Source organism: Streptomyces sp. NPDC005722 (assembly GCF_040630935.1).
In the GTDB taxonomy this organism is placed as follows: domain Bacteria; phylum Actinomycetota; class Actinomycetes; order Streptomycetales; family Streptomycetaceae; genus Actinacidiphila.
Genome location: NZ_JBEXYN010000015.1, coordinates 96,165 through 115,147, shown reverse-complemented (window position 1 = coordinate 115,147; position 18,983 = coordinate 96,165). Strand labels below are relative to the sequence as shown.

Here is an 18,983-nt window from a genome sequence, read left to right as displayed (position 1 = left end):
CCCGGAGGGGCATGAACAGCTCGGCCCACGACCCGTACGTCGGGGTGCGCGGCGCCCGCGAGCACAACCTGCGCGACGTCGACGTGGACGTCCCGCGGGACGCGCTGGCGGTGTTCACCGGGGTCTCCGGCTCGGGCAAGTCCTCGCTCGCGTTCGGCACGATCTACGCGGAGGCGCAGCGCCGCTACTTCGAGTCCGTCGCCCCGTACGCCCGCCGCCTCATCCACCAGGTGGGCGCCCCGGCGGTCGACGACGTGCTGGGGCTGCCACCGGCGGTCGCCCTGGAACAGCGCCGCGGCGCGCCGACCTCCCGCAGTTACGTGGGCACGGTGACGACGCTGTCGAACACGCTGCGCATGCTCTTCTCCCGCGCGGGCCGCTACCCGCGGGGCGCGGACCCCGTGGACTCCGACGCCTTCTCGCCCAACACGGCCGCCGGCGCCTGCCCGGTGTGCCAGGGGCTCGGCCGGGTGCACCGGGCCACCGAGGAACTGATGGTCCCGGACCCCTCGCTGAGCATCCAGGAGGGGGCCGTCGCCGCCTGGCCGGGCGCCTGGCACGGGAAGAACCTGCGGGACGTCACGCGCACCCTCGGCCACGACGTCGACCGGCCGTGGCGCGACCTGCCCCCGCGTGACCGGGAGTGGATCCTGTTCACCGACGAGCAGCCGGTGGTGACCGTGCACCCGGTGCGGGAGGCGGGCCGGATCCAGCGTCCGTACCAGGGGACGTTCCAGAGCGCGCGGCGCTACGTGATGCACACCTTCGCCGACTCCAAGAGCCCGGCGCTGCGGGCCCGCGCGGAGCGGTTCCTGGAGAGCTCGCTCTGCCCCGCCTGCGGCGGCAGCCGGCTGCGCCCGGAGTCCCTGGCCGTCACCTTCGCCGGACGGAACATCGCCGAGCTGAACGCGATGCCGCTCGCGCGGCTCGCCGACGTCCTGCGCCCGGCCGCGCGGGGCGCGGTGGACGACCTCCCCGAGGGCCCGCAGCGGCAGATCGCCCGGACGCTCTGCGCCGACCTCGTCGCCCGGATCGAGGTCGTCGCCGAACTCGGCCTGGGCTACCTGAGCCTGGACCGCACGACCCCCACCCTCTCCCCCGGCGAACTCCAACGCCTGCGCCTGGCGACCCAGTTGCGCTCCGGCCTGTTCGGTGTCGTCTACGTGCTCGACGAACCCTCGGCCGGGCTGCACCCGGCGGACAGCGAGGCGCTGCTCACGGTGCTGGTGCGGCTGCGGGACGCGGGGAACTCGGTGTTCGTCGTCGAGCACGACATGGACGTGGTGCGCCGGGCGGACTGGATCGTGGACGTCGGGCCGCTCGCTGGCGAGCACGGCGGCCGGGTGCTCTACAGCGGCCCGGTGGACGGGCTGGAGGCGGTCGCGGAGTCCGCCACACGCCGCTTCCTGTTCGCCTCGGGCCCCGATCCGGCCGCCGGGCGAGCGGCACGGGAGCCGTCGTCGTGGCTGGGCCTGCGCGGCATCACGCGGCACAACCTGCGCGGCGTGGACGTCGAGCTGCCCCTCGGGGTGTTCACGGCGATCACGGGGGTGTCGGGTTCGGGCAAGTCCACCCTGGTGGGGGTGCTCGCGGGGGTGCTGACCGAACACCTGGGCCCGGCCGCCACCGCGGACGACGCGCCGGACCCCGCGGACGCCCCCGGGGGCGACGAGGACAGCGACGCGTGGGACGGTGCCGGAGGCGGGCCGGCGTCAGGCGTCGTGGCGGAGGGACTGCGGGCGGTCGACCGCCTGGTGCGGGTCGACCAGAAGCCCATCGGCCGCACGCCGCGCTCCAACCTGGCCACCTACACCGGCCTGTTCGACGCGGTGCGCAAGCTCTTCGCGGCCACCGACGACGCCCGGCGGAACGGCTACAGGGCGGGGCGGTTCTCCTTCAACGTCGCGGGCGGCCGTTGCGAGACCTGCCAGGGCGAGGGCTTCGTCGCCGTCGAGCTGCTGTTCCTGCCCGGCACGTACGCCCCGTGCCCCACCTGCCACGGGGACCGCTACAACGAGGAGACGCTGGCGGTCCGTTACCGGGGGCGGAACGTCGCGCAGGTGCTCGGCATGACCGTGGACGCCGCGGCCGGGTTCTTCACCGACGTCCCCCCGGTCGCCCGGAGCCTGCGCACCCTGCAGGAGGTCGGGCTGGGCTACCTGCGCCTGGGGCAGCCCGCCACCGAACTGTCGGGCGGCGAGGCGCAGCGCATCAAGCTCGCCTCGGAGCTGCAGCGCGGCCGCCGCGGGCACACCGTGTACCTGCTGGACGAGCCCACGACAGGGCTGCACCCGGCCGATGTGGAGCTGCTGATGCGGCAGTTGCACGGGCTGGTCGACGCCGGGCACTCGGTCTTCGTGGTGGAGCACGAGATGGGTGTGGTGGCGGGCGCCGACTGGGTGATCGACCTGGGCCCCGACGGCGGGGACGCGGGCGGGCGGATCGTCGCCACCGGACGTCCCGCCCAGGTGGCCCGGGCGGACGGCAGCCGTACGGCGCCCTACCTGGCACGCCGGCTCACGGGCTGACGGGCTGTGCGGACGGGCGAGGCCGACCGGTCCGGGCCGCCGCTCCTGCCCCGCCGGTGACCAACGCCCGTGCGCGGGGCCGCCGGACGGCGGCGGCACACCGAACGCCGCCAACGCCCGTCCTCCGGCGGCCCCCGTCGCCCGTGGGCTCAGGCGGCGCGCCAGCCGCTCCAGCGACGTACGGAGATCTCGACCACGGGTCCGGCGGGCGGACGGCCGGTGTACTGGCCGTACTTGGCGGTCAGCAGGTCGACGCAGCGGGCGGCCGCGGGCGATCCTCCGCCCGGGCCGCCGGCCGGCGGGAGGACGCGGGCCGTGCCGTCGGCGCGGGCCCACCACAGCAGGTCCCAGTCCTCGTCGTAGTGGTCCGCGAGCAGGCACACCGAGGAATTGGCCTCGATGTTGGCCAGGCGTTTGAGGTGCGTGGTCCGTTTGGGCTTGTGGTCGACGGCCAGCGCGACCGTGTCGCCGTCCACGGCGAAGACCACCGGCACCAGGTGCGGCGTGCCGGCGGCGTCGGCGGTGGCCAGGCGGGCGACGCGTGCCGCGGCGAAGCGCTCGCGCGCCTCGCCGTCCGTCAGGGCCGGCATCGGGCCCTCCCCTCGTCGCGGCCGGCCCGGTCAGCGGAACCCGTCGGCGAGTGAAGCCAGTTGGTCCAGGTGCGTCAGGGTCTCCGGTTCGGGCAGCGTCGGCAGGTACAGCAGGACCCGTTCGACGCCGAGCCTCCGGTAGCCCTCGAGCTGCTCCGCGCCGCCCCGGACCCCGTACACCGTCACGGGCACGTCCCGCCCGGCGACCTCGCGCAGCCGCTCGATGCGCGGGCCGAGGTCGTCCGGCGCGTTGCTGTTGGCGAGCCAGGCGTCGCCGAACTCGGCGACCCGGCGGAACCCGCCCTCGCCGCCTCCGACGTAGATCGGCGGGTGCGGCCGCTGCACGGGCTTGGGCCAGGCGAAGACGGGGTCGAAGTCGACGAACCGGCCGTGGAACTCGGCCTCGTCCGAGGTCCACAACTCGCGGATCGCGCGCAGGCGTTCGTCGGTGAGCAGCCCGCGCAAGGCGGGGTCGGCCCCGTGGTTCCGCATCTCCTCGCGGTTCCAGCCGACACCCACGCCGAAGACGGCGCGGCCGTCGGAGACCAGGTCGAGGGAGGCCACCTCCTTGGCCGTGTGGATCGGGTCGCGCTGCGGGACGAGCGCGATCCCGGTGCCCAGCAGCAGGCGCCGGGTGACGGCCGCGATCGCGGACAGGGCGACGAAGGGGTCGAGGGTGCGGTAGTACATGTCCGGCAGCTCGCCGCCCCCGGGGTAGGGGCTCTCGCGCCGGACCGGGATGTGGCTGTGCTCGGCGATGAAGAGCGAGTCGAACGCCCGTTCCTCCAGTGCGGTGCCGAGCGGGGCGGGGCGGACGCCCTGGTCGGTGATGAAGGTCGAGATCCCGATTTTCACGACGGCTCCGTGGGTTGCGGCGGCGAGGGGGTGGGCCCCGCTGTGCTCCCTACCCCTCCCCGGTGGCCGTGCGCCCACGACCACCCGGGAGGAGCATCGCGCCGGGTGCGGCTCAGCGGCGCGCCGCCCTCGGCGCCCGCCCGCGCCGGTGCAGTTCCACGGCGAGCGGCGCGGCGGTGAACACCGAGGACCAGGTGCCCACGGCGAGTCCGATGAGCAGGGCCAGCGCGAAGTCCGCGAGCGACCCCTCCCCCAGCACGGCGAGCGCGGCGAGGATGAACGCCGCTCCCATCCCGGTGTTGACGGTGCGGGGCACCGTCTGCAGGACGGCCGTGTTGACGACGCGGGCGAAGGCGCGTCCCCGGTCGCGCCGGGCCAGTTCCCTGACCCGGTCGAAGACGACGACGGAGTCGTTGACGGAGTAGCCGATGACGGTGAGCAGGGCCGCGACGAAGACGCCGTCGACGGGCTTGCCGAGCCAGGCGAACACCCCGACGAGGACGACGACGTCGTGCGCCATGGCGACCACCGCCGCCGCGCCGAACGTCCAGCGGAACCGGGCCGCCAGGTAGACGAGCTGGGCGGCCAGCGCCACGACGAGGGCGATGACGGCGCCCCGGCGCAGCTCCTCGCCGATGCCCGGACCCACGGACTCGTCGCGGAGTTCTTCCACCTGGCCGCCGAGGCCGCCGATCGCAGCGGCGACGCGGTCCTCCTCCGCCTCGGTCAGCTCCGCGGTGCGCACGGTGAGGCGGTCCTCGCCCGAGGTCTGCACCACCGCCCGGGGGAACCCTTCCCGGGCGAGGACCTCGCGTGCCCGGTCGGCGCTCACCGGCCGGTCCGTGGCGTACTCGATGAGCCGGCCGCCGGTGAACTCCACCCCGAGGTCGGCACCCCGTACGAGGAGGCCGGAGCCCGCCAGGGCGAGGACCGCCGCGGACACGGCGAGCCAACGCGTCGGGCGCCGCATCAGGTCGGGGTCGCGCCGGGTGATCCACTGCCGTACGGTGCCGATGCCCGCGATGCCGGACAGGTGCGGGCGCCGGCGCAGGGACGGGCGGGCCACGGCCAGGCCGGCGAGGGCCCGGGTGATCACCAGGGCGCTGAGCATGGACGCCAGGACACCGATGCCGAGCGTGACACCGAAGCCGCGTACGGGCCCGGAGCCCAGGAAGAACAGCAGCGCGGCGGCGATGAGGGTGGTGACGTTGGTGTCGGCGACGGCGCTGAAGGCGTTCCGGAAGCCCGCGGTCAGCGCGGAGCCCAGGCTCGCGCGGCGGCGCGCCGCGTACTCCTCCCGGGCCCGTTCGAAGACGAGCACGTTGGCGTCCACGGCCATGCCGATCGCCAGGACGAAGCCCGCGAGTCCCGGCAGGGTGAGGGTGGCGCCGAGGGCGGCCAGCGCGGCGTAGGAGACCAGGCCGTAGCAGGCGAGCGCGACGACGGCCAGGGCGCCGACGAGCCGGTAGACGGCGATGACGAACAGCGAGGTCAGCACGGTGCCGATGGCCGCGGCCCACACGGCGGCCGTGACGGCCGCCGCACCGAGCGTGGGGCCGACGGTGCGCTGCTCGACGGTCTCCACGGGGACGGGGAGGGCGCCTCCGCTGATCAGCAGGGCCAGTTCGCGTGCCCCGGCGTCGTCGAAGGTACCCGTGATCCGGGTCGAGCCGCCGGAGATGCCGGTCCCGCAGGCGACGGAGGGATCGACCTGCGGGGAGGAGATCACCTTGTCGTCCAGGACGATCGCGACGCGCCGGGCCGGGTCGCCGTCGGGCCGGCAGGCCGCCTCTCCGGTCAGGCGCGCCCACCTGTCCCGGCCCTCGCCCTTGAAGTCGACGTCGACGGTCCAGCCCGCGCCGGTGTCCTGGTCGAAGCGGGCGTGCGCGCCCTTGACGTCCCCGCCGGTCAGCGAGGCGGCGCGGAGCCGGAGCGACTGGCCGGACTCGTCGGCGAGCACGCGTTCCGCGGGGCGCCCGGGCGACGGGGCGGGGGGCTCGCCGCCGTCGCCGGCGGTGCCGAGCACGGCGTGGAAGGTGAGCTGCGCGGTGCGTCCGAGGACGGCCGCGGCCTGCTCCGGGTCCTGCACACCGGGCAGTTCGACGATGATCCGGTGGTCCCCCGACTGCACGATGGCGGGTTCGGCGACGCCGAGGGCGTCGACGCGGCCGCGCAGCACCTCGACGGTACGGGCGGTGGCCTCGGCGTCCGCGGGCGCCGTGGGGGTCGAGCGGGTCTCCAGGACGATCTGGGTGCCGCCGCGCAGGTCGAGTCCGAGACGGACCGGGACCGTGGCGGCGACGTAGAGGGACAGGGCGACGGCAACGAGGGCGAGCAACGCCCGTACGCGCGTGGCGCGTGACACGGGGGCCTCCAGCAGGCATGGCGCAGCCGCACAGGGGGCGGTCCGCGCAAGGGATGTGACGAGGATGTGACGAAGCGTCAGATGCCTGTGGAGGAGGGTGGTGCGCGTCCGCGGCAGGGCGCCGCCTGGGCGGTCGGGCGGGCCTGGCGGTCCGGGGCCGGTCGTGTCGCGGCGTACGCCGGACCGGTGAGGGCGGTCCGGCCGGGGGCGACCGCGGCGCCGGGCGGGGGTGCGTGCCGCTCGCCCGGGGCGTCGCGCCACGCCCGGGCGGGCGCGGCACAGGGGGCGTACGGTCCCTCGGCGTACGCACCGGTGGCGTGTGGCCCGGGGTCCCGGTCGCCGGTGGCGACGGTCGGCGGCGGGGCGTCCCCGGGGCCCGCCACGGCGGCCGGGACGAGGAGCCAGAGGACGGCGAGGAGGGCGGCGAGCACCGCCCCCGCGACCGCCGTCGCCGGCCGGCGGGGCCCGCGCGACCGGGTCGCGGGGGCACGGCACACCGCCATGCGGCACCTCCTCGCCGGTCGTCGGGGGTGTGGGGTGGGACGTGCTCCGTGCGGCGGGCTCACGCCTCGATGAGGCCGGCCCTTATCGCGTAACGGGTGAGCTGCAGCCGGTCGTGCAGGCCGAGCTTGCCCAGCAGGTTCGCACGGTGCCGGTGGACGGTCTTGACGCTGATCACCAGCGTCTCGGCGATCTCCCTGGAGGAGTGCCCCTCGGCGACCAGCTTGAGAACCTCCTCCTCCCGCGCCGTCAGCACGTGGTCCGGGGTCTGCCCGCCCTGGCGGGCGCGGTCGAGGTAGTTGCGGATCAGGGCGGTGACCGCGCCGGGGTAGAGGAACGGCTCGTCGCGCATGGCGGCCCGGCAGGCGGCGACCAGGTCGCGGTCGGCGACCGACTTCAGCACGTAGCCGCAGGCACCCGCCTTGAGCGCCTGGAAGAAGTACTGCTCGTTGTCGTGCATCGTCAGCATCAGGATGCGCAGCCCGGGCTTGAGCGCGACCAGGTCGCCGGTCGCCTGCAGGCCCGTCATGCGGGGCATCGAGACGTCCAGGATCGCCAGGTCGACGTCCTGGGCGCGGGCCAGCGCTATGGCCTCCGCGCCGTCGCCCGCCTCGGCGACGACCTCCAGGTCCGGTTCGCGGTCGAGGATCAGCCGCACGCCGCGGCGCACCAGGGCGTGGTCGTCGGCGAGGAGGATGCGGATCGGGGTCGGTCGGGTCGGGGTCATGAGCGGTCCCTGGGGGCGGGCACGGTCAGCCGGACCTGGGTGCCGGCCCGTGGGGTGGAGGTGATGTCGAGCGCGGCTCCGAGGAGCAGCGCCCGTTCGCGCATGCCGCGGATGCCGGCGCCCTCGTGGACGATGCCGGTGCCGCGTCCGTCGTCGCTGACGCCGAGCACGACGCGGTCGCCGCTGTGGCGCAGGCTGACCTCGACGCGTTCGGCCTCGGCGTGGCGGGCGACGTTCGTCAGGCTCTCCTGGGCGACGCGGTACAGGACGAGTTCCGTCTCGCGGTCGAGCGAGGGCAGGTCGGTGTCGAAGCGGCGGCGCACCCCCAGCCCGGTGTGCGTGGCGAAGTCGCCGGTGAGCGAGGTCAGTGCGCTGACCAGGCCGAAGTCGTCCAGCACCGCGGGGCGCAGCCGGCGGGCGAGCCTGCGGACCTCGTCCAGGCTCTCCCGGGTGATCTCCTGCGCCTGGTGCAGTTCGCCGCGGAGTGGCTGGGCCGCCTGGCCCGCGGCCCGGTTCAGTTCGAGCAGGACGGCGGTCATGCTCTGCCCCACCTCGTCGTGGAGTTCCTGGGCGATCCGCCGGCGCTCGGCCTCCTGCGCGAACAGGACGCGGGCGCTGCTCGTGGCCCGCTCCTCCTCCAACCGGTCCAGCATGGCGTTGAAGGTGCGGATCAGCTCGGGTACGCCGCCGTGGCCGCGGGCCGCGGGCAGCCGCTGCCCCGGTCGCAGCAGGTCGACGGTGGTCATCAGCCGGGTCAGCCGGTCCAGCGGGGCCAGGCCGACCCGCAGCAGCACGGCGTTGGCGACCAGCATCACCGCGAGGCCGCCGACCAGGATCACCGCCTCGGCCAGCACCACGGGTACGGAGACGGTCACCGGGGCCCACAGCAGCAGTGCCGTGGCCGCGCCGAGCACCACCGCGTTCAGCCCGAAGATCCGCCAGAACAGGGACACCTGACGTCGGCCTCCTTCTCCCGCTCTTCCCTCGTCGCGCCACGCGCGCACACCTGGCGCCCGCCTCCGCGGGTTCCGGCAGGCGGGCGCGGCCGTCGTCGGGACGGCCTGCGTCCAGCCTGCCCGGCACGGGTGCCCGGGTCGATGGGGTGCGACCCCCATCTCCGGGGTGGACGGGAGCCCGGCGGATGGGGTCCGGGACCCACAGGAGATGGGTGTCACGGCCGATGGGCAGACGCCGCCCGCCCCGCCATGGTGGGAGACGACCCCCGGCGTGGTCCCGGCCGGCGCCGCCTTCGGCGCCGGCCGCCCGCGCATCCGCTCCCCGGAAGGAGCCCGCCGTGTCCCCCGACACCGCCCGGCCCGATCCCTCGCCCGGTCCGCTGCCCGATGCCCGGCCCGGCCCCCGTCCCGTCGGCGTGTCCGTGCCCGACGCCCACCGGCGCCTCGAGCACGAACGCGACACCCGGCTGACCCAGCTGCGGGCCGTCGCCGAGGCCGGCTGGGCGGCGGACGACCACGTCATGGTCGTGCAGAAGGAGGCCATCCAGCGGGTGCTGGGCGAGATCGAGGCCGCCTTCGCGCGCCTCCAGGACGGCAGTTACGGGGTCTGTCCCGACTGCGCCAGGCCCATACCGGCCGAGCGCCTGGAGATCCTCCCCTACGCGCGCTGCTGCGTGGCGTGCGGGCGCCGTGCCGCGTGACGCCGTGGACCGGCCGGAGGGAGGTGACGTGGTGAACCACCGGACCGCGGGCGACCGCGCCGCGCATCTGTCCGCCGAGGACCTCGCCGCGCTGCGTGCGAGCCTCCTCGAGCAACGGCTCTTCCGCCGGGAGCAGTTGCGGCAGGTCGCCGCGGCCGTCCCGGCCCCCGCGCACCGGCCGCCGGGGGGACGGGCGGCGGGCGGACGAGCGGCGGGCGGACGAGCGGCGGCCCGCGAGGAGGTGCGCGCCGCGCTCGCCGCCTCCGCCCGGATGGTGCTCGCCGACGTCGAGGCGGCCCTGGAACGCATGCGCGCGGGCCGGTACGGGATCTGTCCGCTGTGCCGGGAGCCCATCCCGCTGAACCACCTGGTGGTCGTCCCCCAGGCCCGCTACTGCGGCCGCTGCCGGCAGGCGAGGGGGGCCGGGGCATGAGCACGCCGTGGCTGCCCGCGAGCCGGCGGGCGGGGTTCGCCATCGACCTCGGCAGCACCCGTACGCGGGTCTGGGCGGCCGGCGGGGGCATGGTGCTCGACGTCCCCACGGTGACGTTCCCAGGCACCGGCACCGGCGCCGCCGGCGGTCCCGGCACCCTCCACCCCGTCCGCCGCCGTGTCATCGACGTCCCCGGCACCGCACGGATGCTCGACCGGCTGCTCCGCCACCGGCTGCCCCGCCTCGGCCGCCCGCTGGTCGTGCTGACGGCGCCCGTCCTGGACGGCGTCGCCTACCGCACCGCGGCCAGGGCCGCGGTCGAGGTCCTGCGGCCGCGCGCCGTACTGACCGTGCCGACGGCGCGGGCGGTGGCGCTCGCGGCCCGCGAGGACCCGTCCCGCCCGCTGCTCGTGGTGGACGCCGGCGCCCACGTCAGCGAGACGGTCCTGCTCGTCGACGGCCTGGTGACCGACGCGCACCGCGCGACGCTCGGCACCGCCGACCTCGACGGCGGCCCCGGGGCCGCCGCACGCGTCGTCGACTCGCTGGTGGCCATGGTGGCGACCGTGCTGGCGGAGGACCGGACGGCGGCCGCGCCGGACGCCCTGGCGCACGGCGTCCTCCTGGCCGGCGGGGGCGCGCTGCGCCCCGAGGTCGTCCTCCGTCTGTCGCGCCGGCTGGACGTCCCCGTCAAGGTCGTGCCGGCCCCGCACACCGCCGCGGTGCGCGGCGCCGCCGAACTCCTCGCGTCCGCCCGCCTCCACCCGTCGTTCACCGGCAACGTCCGCCCGCCCGTGGTGGGGTAGGCTCCGTCGCCGTCCACCGGGTTGCACGACCGGAGGCGGGATGGTGGCCTGAAGAGGTGTCGTGCCGGGGAGGCAGGGATGGCGACAGCGTCGATGCGTACGGTCCGGCTGTCCTCCAGGGACGTCCCGGCGCTCGGCCAGGGCACCTGGTACCTCGGCGAGGACCCGGGGCGCCGCCGCGAGGAGATCGCGGCCCTGCGGCTGGGCCTGGACCTGGGCATGTCGATCGTCGACACCGCCGAGATGTACGGCGACGGCGCGGCGGAGGAACTGGTCGGGGAGGCCGTCGCGGGACGCCGTGCCGAGGTGTTCCTGGTCAGCAAGGTGCTGCCGCACCACGCCGACCGCCGTGGTGTCGTCGCCGCCTGCGAGGCGAGCCTGCGACGGCTCCGCACCGACATCCTGGACCTGTACCTGCTGCACTGGCGGGGGCCGCATCCGCTGGAGGAGACGCTCGCCGGCTTCACGGAACTGATGGCCGCCGGCAAGATCCGCACCTGGGGCGTCAGCAACCTGGACGCCGCCGACATGGCCGAACTGGTCGCCCTGCCGGGCGGGTCGGCGGTGGCGGTGGACCAGGTGCTCTACAACCTCACCCGGCGCGGCATCGAGGGGGACCTGCTCCCCTGGTGCCGGCGCAACCGGGCGGGCGTGATGGCGTACTCGCCCGTCGAGCAGGGCCGGCTGCTGCGTTCCGCACCGCTGCGGGCCGTGGCGGACGGCCTCGGTGCCACGCCCGCGCAGGTGGCCCTGGCGTGGGTGCTGGAGCAGGGCGTGGCGGCGATCCCCCGCACGGGACGGCCCGAGCACGTGCGGGAGAACCGCGCCGCGGCGGACCTGCGGCTCCCCGCGGACGCGCTGGCGGCGCTCGACGCGGCGTTCCCCCCGCCCCGCGGACCCGTACCACTGGAGGTGCTCTGAGCGGCGCCCCGCCGGGTCAGCGGGCCGGCTGCCCGGAAGCGGGCGCGGGCGCGGGTGCGGGGCCGGATGCGGGCCCGGGAGCGGCGAGGAACCGTTCGATGCCGAGGTCCAGGGCGACCTCCAGGTGCGTGAGCGAGCCCGTCGTCATCAGGATCGCCACACCGCCCTGGATGCCCGCGAGCAGCGCGGCCGCGGCCCGGTCGGCGTCCAGCTCCGCCGCGATCTCCCGCTGCTCCTGCATGGCCCGGATGCCGCTGGTGATCTGGGCCTGCCACGACGCGAGGAGTTCCCTCGTCACGGCCTGCGCGCCGGGCGTGGCGGGGTTCAGCTGCGCGACGAGCGTGCCGAGCGGGCACTGCCGCCCCTGCCGCCGGTAGCGGTCGACGACCGCGTCCCGCCAGTCGTACCAGGCCTGCCACGAGGTGAGCGCGCCCAGGTACGGCTGCTGGTCGGACAGCACCCGGCCGGCCTCGTGCCGGGCGACGGCGAGCAGCAGTTCCTCCTTGCCGCCGGGGAAGTAGTGGAAGAGCTGGCTCTTGCTGGTGGCCGTGCGGGCGCGGATGTCGTCCAGGGTCGTGTCGACCGCGCCGCGCTCGCGGATCTCCTCCGCGGCCCCCTCGACGATGCGCTGCCGGGTGGCGGCGCCCTTGGCCGTGAGTCCCTTGGCCGTGAGTCGTGATGCCATGCCCCCATCGTGCCACTTTTTGGACTTGCGGGTCCATTTTCCGGGTGGCACCTTGGCCGTTCCCAGCCGGTTCACGGAGAAAGGCGCGGAACATGACACAGCGACTCACCGGGCGGACGGCCCTGGTCACCGGTTCCACCACGGGCCTCGGCGCCGCCATCGCGGCCGCCCTCGCGGCGGAGGGCGCGTTCGTCGTCGTCAGCGGACGCGACGAGGCCCGCGGTGCCGACGTGGTGGCCCGCATCGAGAAGGACGGCGGCTCGGCGGCGTTCGTCGGCGCCGACCTGTCGGGGGGCGCCGAGGCCGTAGGTCGCCTCGCCAAAGGCGCGCTCGCGGCGGCCGGCGGGCGGATCGACGTCCTCGTCAACAACGCGGCGCTCCTGCTGACGCCCACACCGACCGCCGACGTCCCGCAGGAGACCGTGGACCAGGCGCTGGCGGTGAGCGTGCGGTCGGTGTTCCTGCTCACCGGTCTGCTGGCGCCGCCCATGGCCGAGCGCGGCCACGGCGCCGTGGTCAACCTGGGCTCCATCAGCGGCATGCGGGGCTCGGCGCACTCGGCGCTCTACAGCATGACCAAGGCGGCCGTGCACTCGCTGACCACGTCGTGGGCCGACGAGTACGGTCCGCACGGGGTCCGGGTCAACACCGTGGCCCCCGGCCCGACCCTGACGGACAAGGTGGCCGCGATGGGCGAGCACCTGACCCCGATCATCTCCCGCATGCCCGCGCGCCGCGCCGGCCTCCCGGCGGAGGTGGCCTCGGCCGTCGTCTTCCTGGCGAGCGACGAGGCCTCCCAGATCCACGGCGCCACGCTCACCGTCGACGGCGGGTACACCGCGGTCTGACGACCGGCCGCCGACGTGTGGCCCGGCCCGCCCGTTGCCACAATGAGGGCATGACCGGCGCCGGCCGCTACGGGGAGCGCTTCTTCCGCCCGGAGGACGCCGGCGAGGGCGACCGCGTCGACCTCGCCGCCGCCACGTACGACGACACCACCGTCGCCCGCCTGCGGTGGCTCGGGGCGGGCCCCGGCCTGCGCTGCCTGGACGTGGGCGCCGGCACGGGCACGGTGGCGCGCAGGCTGCTCCGCGAGGCCGGGGTCAGCGAGGTGGTCGCCGTCGACCGGGACGTACGGTTCCTGGCCGCGCACCCCGTGCCGGGGCTGACGGTACATCAGGCGGACGTGACCGAGGCCGACTTCCCGCCGGGAGGGTTCGACCTCGTCCACGCGCGGTTCGTGCTGATGCACCTGCCGTCCGCCGAGCGGATGATCGCCACCCTGGGCCGGCTGCTCGCCCCCGGCGGTGTGCTGGTGGTCGGCGACGCCGTGGACCTGACCACCGTGTCGGCCCCCGACACCCCGTACATCCGGGTCATGCGGGCGATGTGGCGCGGGCTGCGCGACACGATCGGCACCGACGTCACCCGGGTCCCCCGCTACCCGGGGATGCTCAGGGACGCCGGGCTCCGGTCGGTGGCGGCGGAGGTCCACGTGCCCCCGCTCCTGCCGGGCAGCGCGATCAGCCGGTTCTGGGCGGAGACGTGGGAACGGGCGCGGCCGACGATCACCGCCACCGGCCTGGTCGACGACGCCCTGGTCGACGAGGCCGTGCGCTACCTGGACTCCCCTGACTGCGCCGACCTGTCCCCGGGCCTGCTCATGGCCTGGGGCCGGTCACCGCAGCAGGGCGTGCGCTGACCGACGGCGCGTGTGACGGCACGGCCTACGGTCGCATCCCGAACAGGAAACGGGTCGCCCGCGTGCGGCGGACCAGGAGCTCGTACGCGGCGAGGGTGAGGACGAGGGCGATCACCACGAGCACGGCGTACTCGACCAGGATCGGCGCGGACCAGCCGACGACGAAGTACGCGACGGCGACCACGATCGGCTGGTGCAGGACGTACAGCGGCAGCACGGCTGCGGCGAGATAGCCGTAGACGCGCCGCCGCGTCGTCGGGGCCGGGATCGGCTCGGCCGGCGGTCGCGCCGGCCGCCGACGGTCGAGGAGGCCCGGGATGGCGACCACCAGGCACCATCCGGCCGCGCCGAAAAGCGCCCGTGAGACGGTGGCCAGGGCGGTCGTCTCCGTGAAGGGCTCGTCGGCCAGGGCGAATCCGGGGCCCGCCGCCGCGAACAGCAGGGCGCCGAGCCAGGCCGCGGTCCCCGCGTCGCGCCGCATCACGGTGCGGAAGCGGTCGTCGCCGGCGAGCGCGAACCCGGCGACGAAGAACAGCAGGTACGACCAGCGGTGCCAGCCCGCGTACTCCTCCTCCAGCCGTGCGAAGGCACAGATCGCCGCGAAGGCGAGGGCCGGCAGCAACACGACGCCCCGCCGGCGCAGGGTCGCCTCCGCCGCCCGGTCGCCGAAGCGGCGGACGCGCTCGCGCGGCAACCACCGGTGGAACGGCACCAGCATGAGGGAGAACGCCAGCAGGAGCACGACGAACCAGAGATGACCGGTCTCGAAGTGCTCGCCCTGGACGACGAAGGGGAACTCCCCGGGCTCCAGGTGCACGTCGTAGAAGCGGGGCAGGAAGCCGAGGTAGGACTCGTGGTAGCCGGGGTCGGCCGAGCGCAGCCTCAGCCACTGCGGCAGCGGGTTCAGCGCGAGGGTCGCGAAGAGCAGGGGAACGCCGAGCCGCAGCAGCCGCTCCCTGGCGAAGCCGCCCGCACCGCGGCGCTGGAGCGAGTGCCAGGCACCGAGGCCGGAGATGAGGAACAGCAGCGGCATGGCCCACACGACCCCGAACCCGGCGATGATCATGATGGCTTCGGTGGTCTCGGAGTTCTTGACGTAGAAGTCGTCGTCGGCGGCGAACACGAGCGCCGAGTGGAAGAAGACCAGCCCGATCACGACCAGCATCCGGATCGCGTCCAGCTCCGGCCGCCGCTCCGGCCGCGGTGCCTGCGCCGGTTCCGCGCGCGTCGCCATGTCCGTCCCCCCGTCGCCTGTAGGTCACCAGTGTTGGAAAGGCGGCCGCCGGACGCCACCCCCGCGACGAACTCCGCTCACAGACCCCGTCACCCGTCCGGCCCACCGCGAGGTGCGGGCACGTACCAGGGCGACCATGCTGGACGGTGCAGTCGGAGGGCTCCGCATCTCCCCCGCTGAGCCCTCATCGCCATGAGTCGGACCCCTGCCGCAAAGGCGCGGCGGGGGCCTGCGGCGTCTGACGCGCCCGGAGCAGGCCCCCAGGTAGGGGCGGAACGGATTGCTGGAGCCCCGCAAACGCCCTCCGGTGATCCTCATCGCGAACGTCACCTCGATCGGCACGCACGCGCACCGGCAGGGGATGCACGACCGGCTCGCGCGCGGCGCGGTGGTGCGCACCCGTTGATCCGCGGCCGGGGCGTCGTGCCGGCGTACCGCAGCACGCACCCGGCTGAGACGGCGCCAAGGCACGACCGCAGGCGGCCAACTGACGATCACTCAGCGGTGGCGGACGTCCCGCGTGCCAGGTCGCCCCGCACCAGGGAGAAGACCACGAGGTCGACGCGGCCCTCGTGGACGAAGCCCGCGTTGCGCAGGACGGCTTCGCGGCGCAGGCCGGCCTTCACGGCCAGGCGCTGGGAGGCGGTGTTGCCCGTGGCGGCGCGGAGTTCCAGGCGGTGGAAACCCCGGTCGGCCAGCAGCCAGGTCGCGAGGGTGCGGGTGGCCTCCGTGGCGATGCCGCGTCCGCGTGCCCAGGGCGCGACCCAGTAACCGACCTCGCTGGTCCGCGCCCGCCAGTCGGTCCGCTTGAGGCCGACCGTGCCCAGCAGGCGCCCGCCGTCAGGGGCAGCGACGGCGAAGTGGATGCCGTCGCCCGAGGCGCGCAGCGCGTGGGAGACCGTCGTGCACCAGGCCGTCGCGGCCTCCCGCGTGTACGGACGGGGCAGGGGCAGCCACCGCTGGGTGTCGGGGTCCGCGCAGCTCGCCCAGGTGTCGTGGGTGTCGTCCGCGGTGAACGGGCGCAGGAGGAGCCGCTCGGTGCGCAGGACCGTGTCGGGGAACACATCCGGTTCCGTCGCTCGCTCCGTCCGCCGCGGGCCGGGGGGTTGGGCAGACGCTAGCAGCAGGCCGCGGCGTACCGCACCCCCGCACGCACGGTGACGCAACGTCACGGGCCGCGTGTCGGGTGGTGACGGCCGGACAGCGCGACATTACGGACTTATCCACACACTTGGCATATACAACTCCACAACCGAAAGCGGCCCCTTGACACTCCGCCCCCTGGGGTTCATGGTTCCTCACATCGCTCGTTTAAACCGGTTCAAACGCGAGGTGAAGCCATCCCTTCGCGTGGGTTGCCCCGGTATGCGAGTGCCAGAACGTGCTGCCTCCGGCGCCGAAGGTGCCGCCGGACGGCGTGCCCCCACGGGCACGCCGGTCGACGGGACCCGCGGCTGCGGACGCTGCCCCCTTCCTTCCGCCGCCGTACACGGAGAGTCCGCATGGCCCGACGCCCCACGATCGCCGATGTCGCCCAGCTGGCGGGTGTGTCCCGGGCGACCGTGTCCTTCGTCCTCAACGACCGCCCCGGCGTGGCCGCCGCGACCCAGGAACGGGTGCGCGCGGCGGCCGGGGAGCTGGGCTGGACACCGAGCCGCAGCGCCCGCGCCCTGTCGACGGGGCGGGCCCGGGCCGTCGGGCTCGTCCTGACCCGTGAGCCCGACCTGATCGGCACCGACCCCTTCTTCCCGGCCTTCATGGCGGGCATCGAGTCGGTGATATCCGAGTCCGGCGACGGCCTCATGCTGCACGTGACGAGCCCCCGCAACGAGATGGACACCTACCGCCGCCTGGTGGACGACCAGCGCGTGGACGGGGTGTTCCTCACCGACCTGCGGGTCGGCGACCCGCGCCCGGAGCTGCTGCGGGAGATGGGACTGCCGGCCGTGGCCGTCGGCGCCGACGACGGTGTCGAGGGGATCGCCACGGTCAACCTGGACGACCGTCCGGTGGTCGCGGGCGCCGTACGCCACCTCGTGGAGCTCGGCCACCGCCACATCGCCTACGTCGCCGGCCCCGAGGAGTACCTGCACGCCCAGCGGCGGCTCGGCGCCTGGCGGGACGCGCTCACGGAGGCGGGCCTGCCCCAGGGCCCGGTGCTGCCGGGCGGCTTCACCGCCGAGGGCGGCGCGCTCGCGACGCAGGCACTGATCACACGGGGCGAGCGGCCCACCGCCATCGTGTACGCCAACGACCTGTCGGCCACCGCGGGCATGGCCGTCGCCCAGGAGGCCGGCCTGCGGCTGCCCGACGACCTGTCGGTGGTCGGCTTCGACGACGTACCGCTGGCCTCCTGGACCCGGCCCTCGCTCACCACCTGCCGTGCCGACGCGGCCAGCTGGGGCCGGGCCGCCGCACGCGCCCTGATCGAGACCATCGAGCACGGGACCACCCCGCACGTGGAACTGGACCCGGCCGCGCTCATGGTGCGCGGCTCCACGGGCCCGGCCCCCACGGAGGCCGCCCGCCCGAACGCCCACCCCTGAACGCGCCCCGAACGCGACATCCCCGGACACCACCCCCACAACGGCGCGCCCGTCGCGCCCACGACGTTCTCCGCTCCCCGGAGGGCCGTCACCGAGGCAGGACGACGCCCCGGAACGGCCGCTCCCCACCCCTTGAGAACACGGAGCCACCGCAATGAAGAAAACCCTCCTGACCGTCCTCTCCGCCGTCGCCCTGACCGTGCCGCTCGCAGCCTGCGGCAGCGGCGGTTCGGACTCCGCCTCCGGCGGCGACGCCCACGGGCCGATCACGGTCTGGTACTCCAACAACGCCCAGGAGGTCGCCTGGGGCAAGAGCATGGTCGCGTCCTGGAACGCCGCCCACCCCGACGAGAAGGTGAAGGCGCAGGAGATACCGGCGGGCAAGAGCTCCGAGGAGGTCATCGGCGCGGCCATCACGGCCGGCAACGCGCCGTGCCTGATCCTCAACACCGCCCCCGCGGCCGTGCCCGGCTTCCAGAAGCAGGGCGGCCTGGTGGCCCTGGACGACTTCCCCGGCGGGAAGAAGTACCTCGAGGAGCGGACCGGTGACCGGCTCTCCCAGTACGCGTCGCCCGACGGCAAGTACTACCAGATGCCCTGGAAGAGCAACCCCGTCATGATCTTCTACAACAAGGACCTGTTCAAGAAGGCCGGGCTCGACCCCGAGAAGCCGAAGCTCGCGAGCTACCAGGACTTCCTCACCACCTCGCGCGCCCTGGTCAAGGGCGGGGCGCACGCCGCCATCTGGCCGGCGCCCACCTCCGAGTTCTACCAGTCCTGGTTCGACTTCTACCCGCTCTTCGCGGCCCAGACCGGCAAGCAGCTCGTCGAGGACGGCAAGGCCCAGTTCGCCTCGCCGGACGGGGTGAAGGCCGCCGAGTTCTGGAAGACGATGTACGCGGACCGCCTGGCCCCCAACGAGCAGTACAACGGCGACTCCTTCGCCGACGGCAAGGCGGCCATGGCGATCGTCGGCCCCTGGGCCGTCTCCGTCTACGGCGACAAGGTCGAGTGGGGCGCCGTGCCGGTGCCCACCGCGACCGGCGCCGAGGCCAAGGGCACCTTCAGCGACGAGAAGTCGATCGGCATGTTCACCGCGTGCAAGAACAAGGGCACGGCCTGGGACGTGCTGAAGTTCGCCACCGGCAAGGAGCAGGACGGCAAGCTGCTGGAGGCCACCGGCCAGATGCCGATGCGGCAGGACCTCGCGGCCGCCTACCCCGAGTACTTCGCCTCGCACCCGGACTACAAGACCTTCGCCGAGCAGGCCGACCGCACGGTCGAGGCCCCGAACGTGCCGAACTCCGTCGAGATCTGGCAGACGTTCCGCGACGCCTACACCAAGTCCGTGATCTTCGGGAAGGGCGACGTCGAGAGCGCCTTCCGCGAGGCCGCGGGCAAGGTCGACGGCCTGGCGAAGCAGTGAGTCACGG

18 protein-coding genes are annotated in these 18,983 nt (G+C 74.8%); 9 read left to right on the top strand and 9 right to left on the bottom strand.

Annotated features, from left to right (window positions below; all coding sequences use genetic code 11):
- Positions 1–11 precede the first annotated feature (11 nt).
- Positions 12–2,528 carry an excinuclease ABC subunit UvrA gene (locus tag ABZ479_RS19415; RefSeq protein ID WP_500462722.1) on the top strand — a complete coding sequence of 839 codons (2,517 nt, stop codon included), beginning with the start codon at positions 12–14 and terminating at the stop codon, positions 2,526–2,528.
- Positions 2,529–2,677: 149 nt separating this feature from the next.
- Here ABZ479_RS19415 and ABZ479_RS19410 read toward each other — a convergent pair whose 3' ends face one another.
- The 6 genes from ABZ479_RS19410 to ABZ479_RS19385 all read right to left on the bottom strand — a co-directional run bounded on the left by ABZ479_RS19410 (position 2,678) and on the right by ABZ479_RS19385 (position 8,519).
- On the bottom strand, positions 2,678–3,118 hold the full coding sequence (locus ABZ479_RS19410; protein WP_500462721.1) for a TIGR03668 family PPOX class F420-dependent oxidoreductase: 441 nt from the start codon (positions 3,116–3,118) through the stop codon (positions 2,678–2,680).
- A gap of 30 nt (positions 3,119–3,148) precedes the next feature.
- On the bottom strand, positions 3,149–3,973 hold the full coding sequence (locus tag ABZ479_RS19405; protein ID WP_500462720.1) for an LLM class F420-dependent oxidoreductase: 825 nt from the start codon (positions 3,971–3,973) through the stop codon (positions 3,149–3,151).
- Positions 3,974–4,085: 112 nt separating this feature from the next.
- Positions 4,086–6,338: a protein translocase subunit SecD gene (gene secD, locus ABZ479_RS19400; RefSeq protein ID WP_500462719.1), complete on the bottom strand. Its 2,253-nt coding sequence runs from the start codon at positions 6,336–6,338 to the stop codon at positions 4,086–4,088.
- Positions 6,339–6,415: 77 nt separating this feature from the next.
- Positions 6,416–6,841, bottom strand: a complete 426-nt coding sequence (locus ABZ479_RS19395) for a hypothetical protein (protein ID WP_500462718.1) — start codon at positions 6,839–6,841, stop codon at positions 6,416–6,418.
- Between the two features lie 59 nt (positions 6,842–6,900).
- Positions 6,901–7,566, bottom strand: a complete 666-nt coding sequence (locus tag ABZ479_RS19390; protein ID WP_500462717.1) for a response regulator — start codon at positions 7,564–7,566, stop codon at positions 6,901–6,903.
- Entirely contained in the window at positions 7,563–8,519 is a 957-nt protein-coding gene (locus ABZ479_RS19385) for a sensor histidine kinase (RefSeq protein WP_500462716.1), read from the bottom strand. The genes ABZ479_RS19390 and ABZ479_RS19385 overlap by 4 nt, the downstream gene beginning before the upstream one ends.
- 341 nt (positions 8,520–8,860) lie before the next feature.
- Between ABZ479_RS19385 and ABZ479_RS19380 the strand changes: the two genes are divergently transcribed.
- The 4 genes from ABZ479_RS19380 to ABZ479_RS19365 all read left to right on the top strand — a co-directional run bounded on the left by ABZ479_RS19380 (position 8,861) and on the right by ABZ479_RS19365 (position 11,383).
- Positions 8,861–9,223 (top strand): TraR/DksA C4-type zinc finger protein, encoded by a 363-nt coding sequence (locus tag ABZ479_RS19380; RefSeq protein WP_500462715.1) that lies wholly within the window; start codon positions 8,861–8,863, stop codon positions 9,221–9,223.
- 28 nt (positions 9,224–9,251) lie between these two features.
- Positions 9,252–9,656 carry a TraR/DksA family transcriptional regulator gene (locus ABZ479_RS19375; protein WP_500462714.1) on the top strand — a complete coding sequence of 135 codons (405 nt, stop codon included), beginning with the start codon at positions 9,252–9,254 and terminating at the stop codon, positions 9,654–9,656.
- Positions 9,653–10,462: a rod shape-determining protein gene (locus tag ABZ479_RS19370; RefSeq protein WP_500462713.1), complete on the top strand. Its 810-nt coding sequence runs from the start codon at positions 9,653–9,655 to the stop codon at positions 10,460–10,462. The genes ABZ479_RS19375 and ABZ479_RS19370 overlap by 4 nt, the downstream gene beginning before the upstream one ends.
- Before the next feature lie 78 nt (positions 10,463–10,540).
- The gene (locus ABZ479_RS19365) at positions 10,541–11,383 is read left to right on the top strand and encodes an aldo/keto reductase (protein WP_499605115.1); all 843 of its coding nucleotides are present in this window, start codon (positions 10,541–10,543) and stop codon (positions 11,381–11,383) included.
- A gap of 16 nt (positions 11,384–11,399) precedes the next feature.
- On the opposite strand, the gene ABZ479_RS19360 is transcribed toward ABZ479_RS19365, so the two are convergent.
- Entirely contained in the window at positions 11,400–12,068 is a 669-nt protein-coding gene (locus ABZ479_RS19360; protein ID WP_500462712.1) for a TetR/AcrR family transcriptional regulator, read from the bottom strand.
- A gap of 92 nt (positions 12,069–12,160) precedes the next feature.
- Between ABZ479_RS19360 and ABZ479_RS19355 the strand changes: the two genes are divergently transcribed.
- A complete protein-coding gene (locus tag ABZ479_RS19355; protein WP_500462711.1) occupies positions 12,161–12,916 on the top strand; it encodes an SDR family NAD(P)-dependent oxidoreductase in 756 nt (251 codons plus the stop codon).
- Positions 12,917–12,966: 50 nt separating this feature from the next.
- Positions 12,967–13,770, top strand: a complete 804-nt coding sequence (locus tag ABZ479_RS19350; RefSeq protein WP_500462710.1) for a class I SAM-dependent methyltransferase — start codon at positions 12,967–12,969, stop codon at positions 13,768–13,770.
- Between the two features lie 25 nt (positions 13,771–13,795).
- Here ABZ479_RS19350 and ABZ479_RS19345 read toward each other — a convergent pair whose 3' ends face one another.
- The gene (locus tag ABZ479_RS19345) at positions 13,796–15,004 is read right to left on the bottom strand and encodes an acyltransferase family protein (RefSeq protein WP_500462709.1); all 1,209 of its coding nucleotides are present in this window, start codon (positions 15,002–15,004) and stop codon (positions 13,796–13,798) included.
- 494 nt (positions 15,005–15,498) lie between these two features.
- Positions 15,499–16,068 (bottom strand): GNAT family N-acetyltransferase, encoded by a 570-nt coding sequence (locus ABZ479_RS19340; RefSeq protein ID WP_500462708.1) that lies wholly within the window; start codon positions 16,066–16,068, stop codon positions 15,499–15,501.
- 438 nt (positions 16,069–16,506) lie between these two features.
- Between ABZ479_RS19340 and ABZ479_RS19335 the strand changes: the two genes are divergently transcribed.
- Positions 16,507–17,550 (top strand): LacI family DNA-binding transcriptional regulator, encoded by a 1,044-nt coding sequence (locus tag ABZ479_RS19335; RefSeq protein WP_500462707.1) that lies wholly within the window; start codon positions 16,507–16,509, stop codon positions 17,548–17,550.
- Between the two features lie 154 nt (positions 17,551–17,704).
- On the top strand, positions 17,705–18,976 hold the full coding sequence (locus ABZ479_RS19330; RefSeq protein ID WP_500462706.1) for an extracellular solute-binding protein: 1,272 nt from the start codon (positions 17,705–17,707) through the stop codon (positions 18,974–18,976).
- Positions 18,977–18,983 lie beyond the last annotated feature (7 nt).

Bases quoted from the DNA above. Each gene is read 5' to 3' on its own strand.
- ABZ479_RS19415 (WP_500462722.1), top strand. From the start codon at position 12: ATGAACAGCTCGGCCCACGACCCGTACGTCGGGGTGCGCGGCGCCCGC.
- ABZ479_RS19410 (WP_500462721.1), bottom strand. From the start codon at position 3,118: ATGCCGGCCCTGACGGACGGCGAGGCGCGCGAGCGCTTCGCCGCGGCA.
- ABZ479_RS19395 (WP_500462718.1), bottom strand. From the start codon at position 6,841: ATGGCGGTGTGCCGTGCCCCCGCGACCCGGTCGCGCGGGCCCCGCCGG.
- ABZ479_RS19390 (WP_500462717.1), bottom strand. From the start codon at position 7,566: ATGACCCCGACCCGACCGACCCCGATCCGCATCCTCCTCGCCGACGAC.
- ABZ479_RS19370 (WP_500462713.1), top strand. From the start codon at position 9,653: ATGAGCACGCCGTGGCTGCCCGCGAGCCGGCGGGCGGGGTTCGCCATC.
- ABZ479_RS19365 (WP_499605115.1), top strand. From the start codon at position 10,541: ATGGCGACAGCGTCGATGCGTACGGTCCGGCTGTCCTCCAGGGACGTC.
- ABZ479_RS19360 (WP_500462712.1), bottom strand. From the start codon at position 12,068: ATGGCATCACGACTCACGGCCAAGGGACTCACGGCCAAGGGCGCCGCC.
- ABZ479_RS19355 (WP_500462711.1), top strand. From the start codon at position 12,161: ATGACACAGCGACTCACCGGGCGGACGGCCCTGGTCACCGGTTCCACC.
- ABZ479_RS19350 (WP_500462710.1), top strand. From the start codon at position 12,967: ATGACCGGCGCCGGCCGCTACGGGGAGCGCTTCTTCCGCCCGGAGGAC.
- ABZ479_RS19345 (WP_500462709.1), bottom strand. From the start codon at position 15,004: ATGGCGACGCGCGCGGAACCGGCGCAGGCACCGCGGCCGGAGCGGCGG.
- ABZ479_RS19335 (WP_500462707.1), top strand. From the start codon at position 16,507: ATGGCCCGACGCCCCACGATCGCCGATGTCGCCCAGCTGGCGGGTGTG.
- ABZ479_RS19330 (WP_500462706.1), top strand. From the start codon at position 17,705: ATGAAGAAAACCCTCCTGACCGTCCTCTCCGCCGTCGCCCTGACCGTG.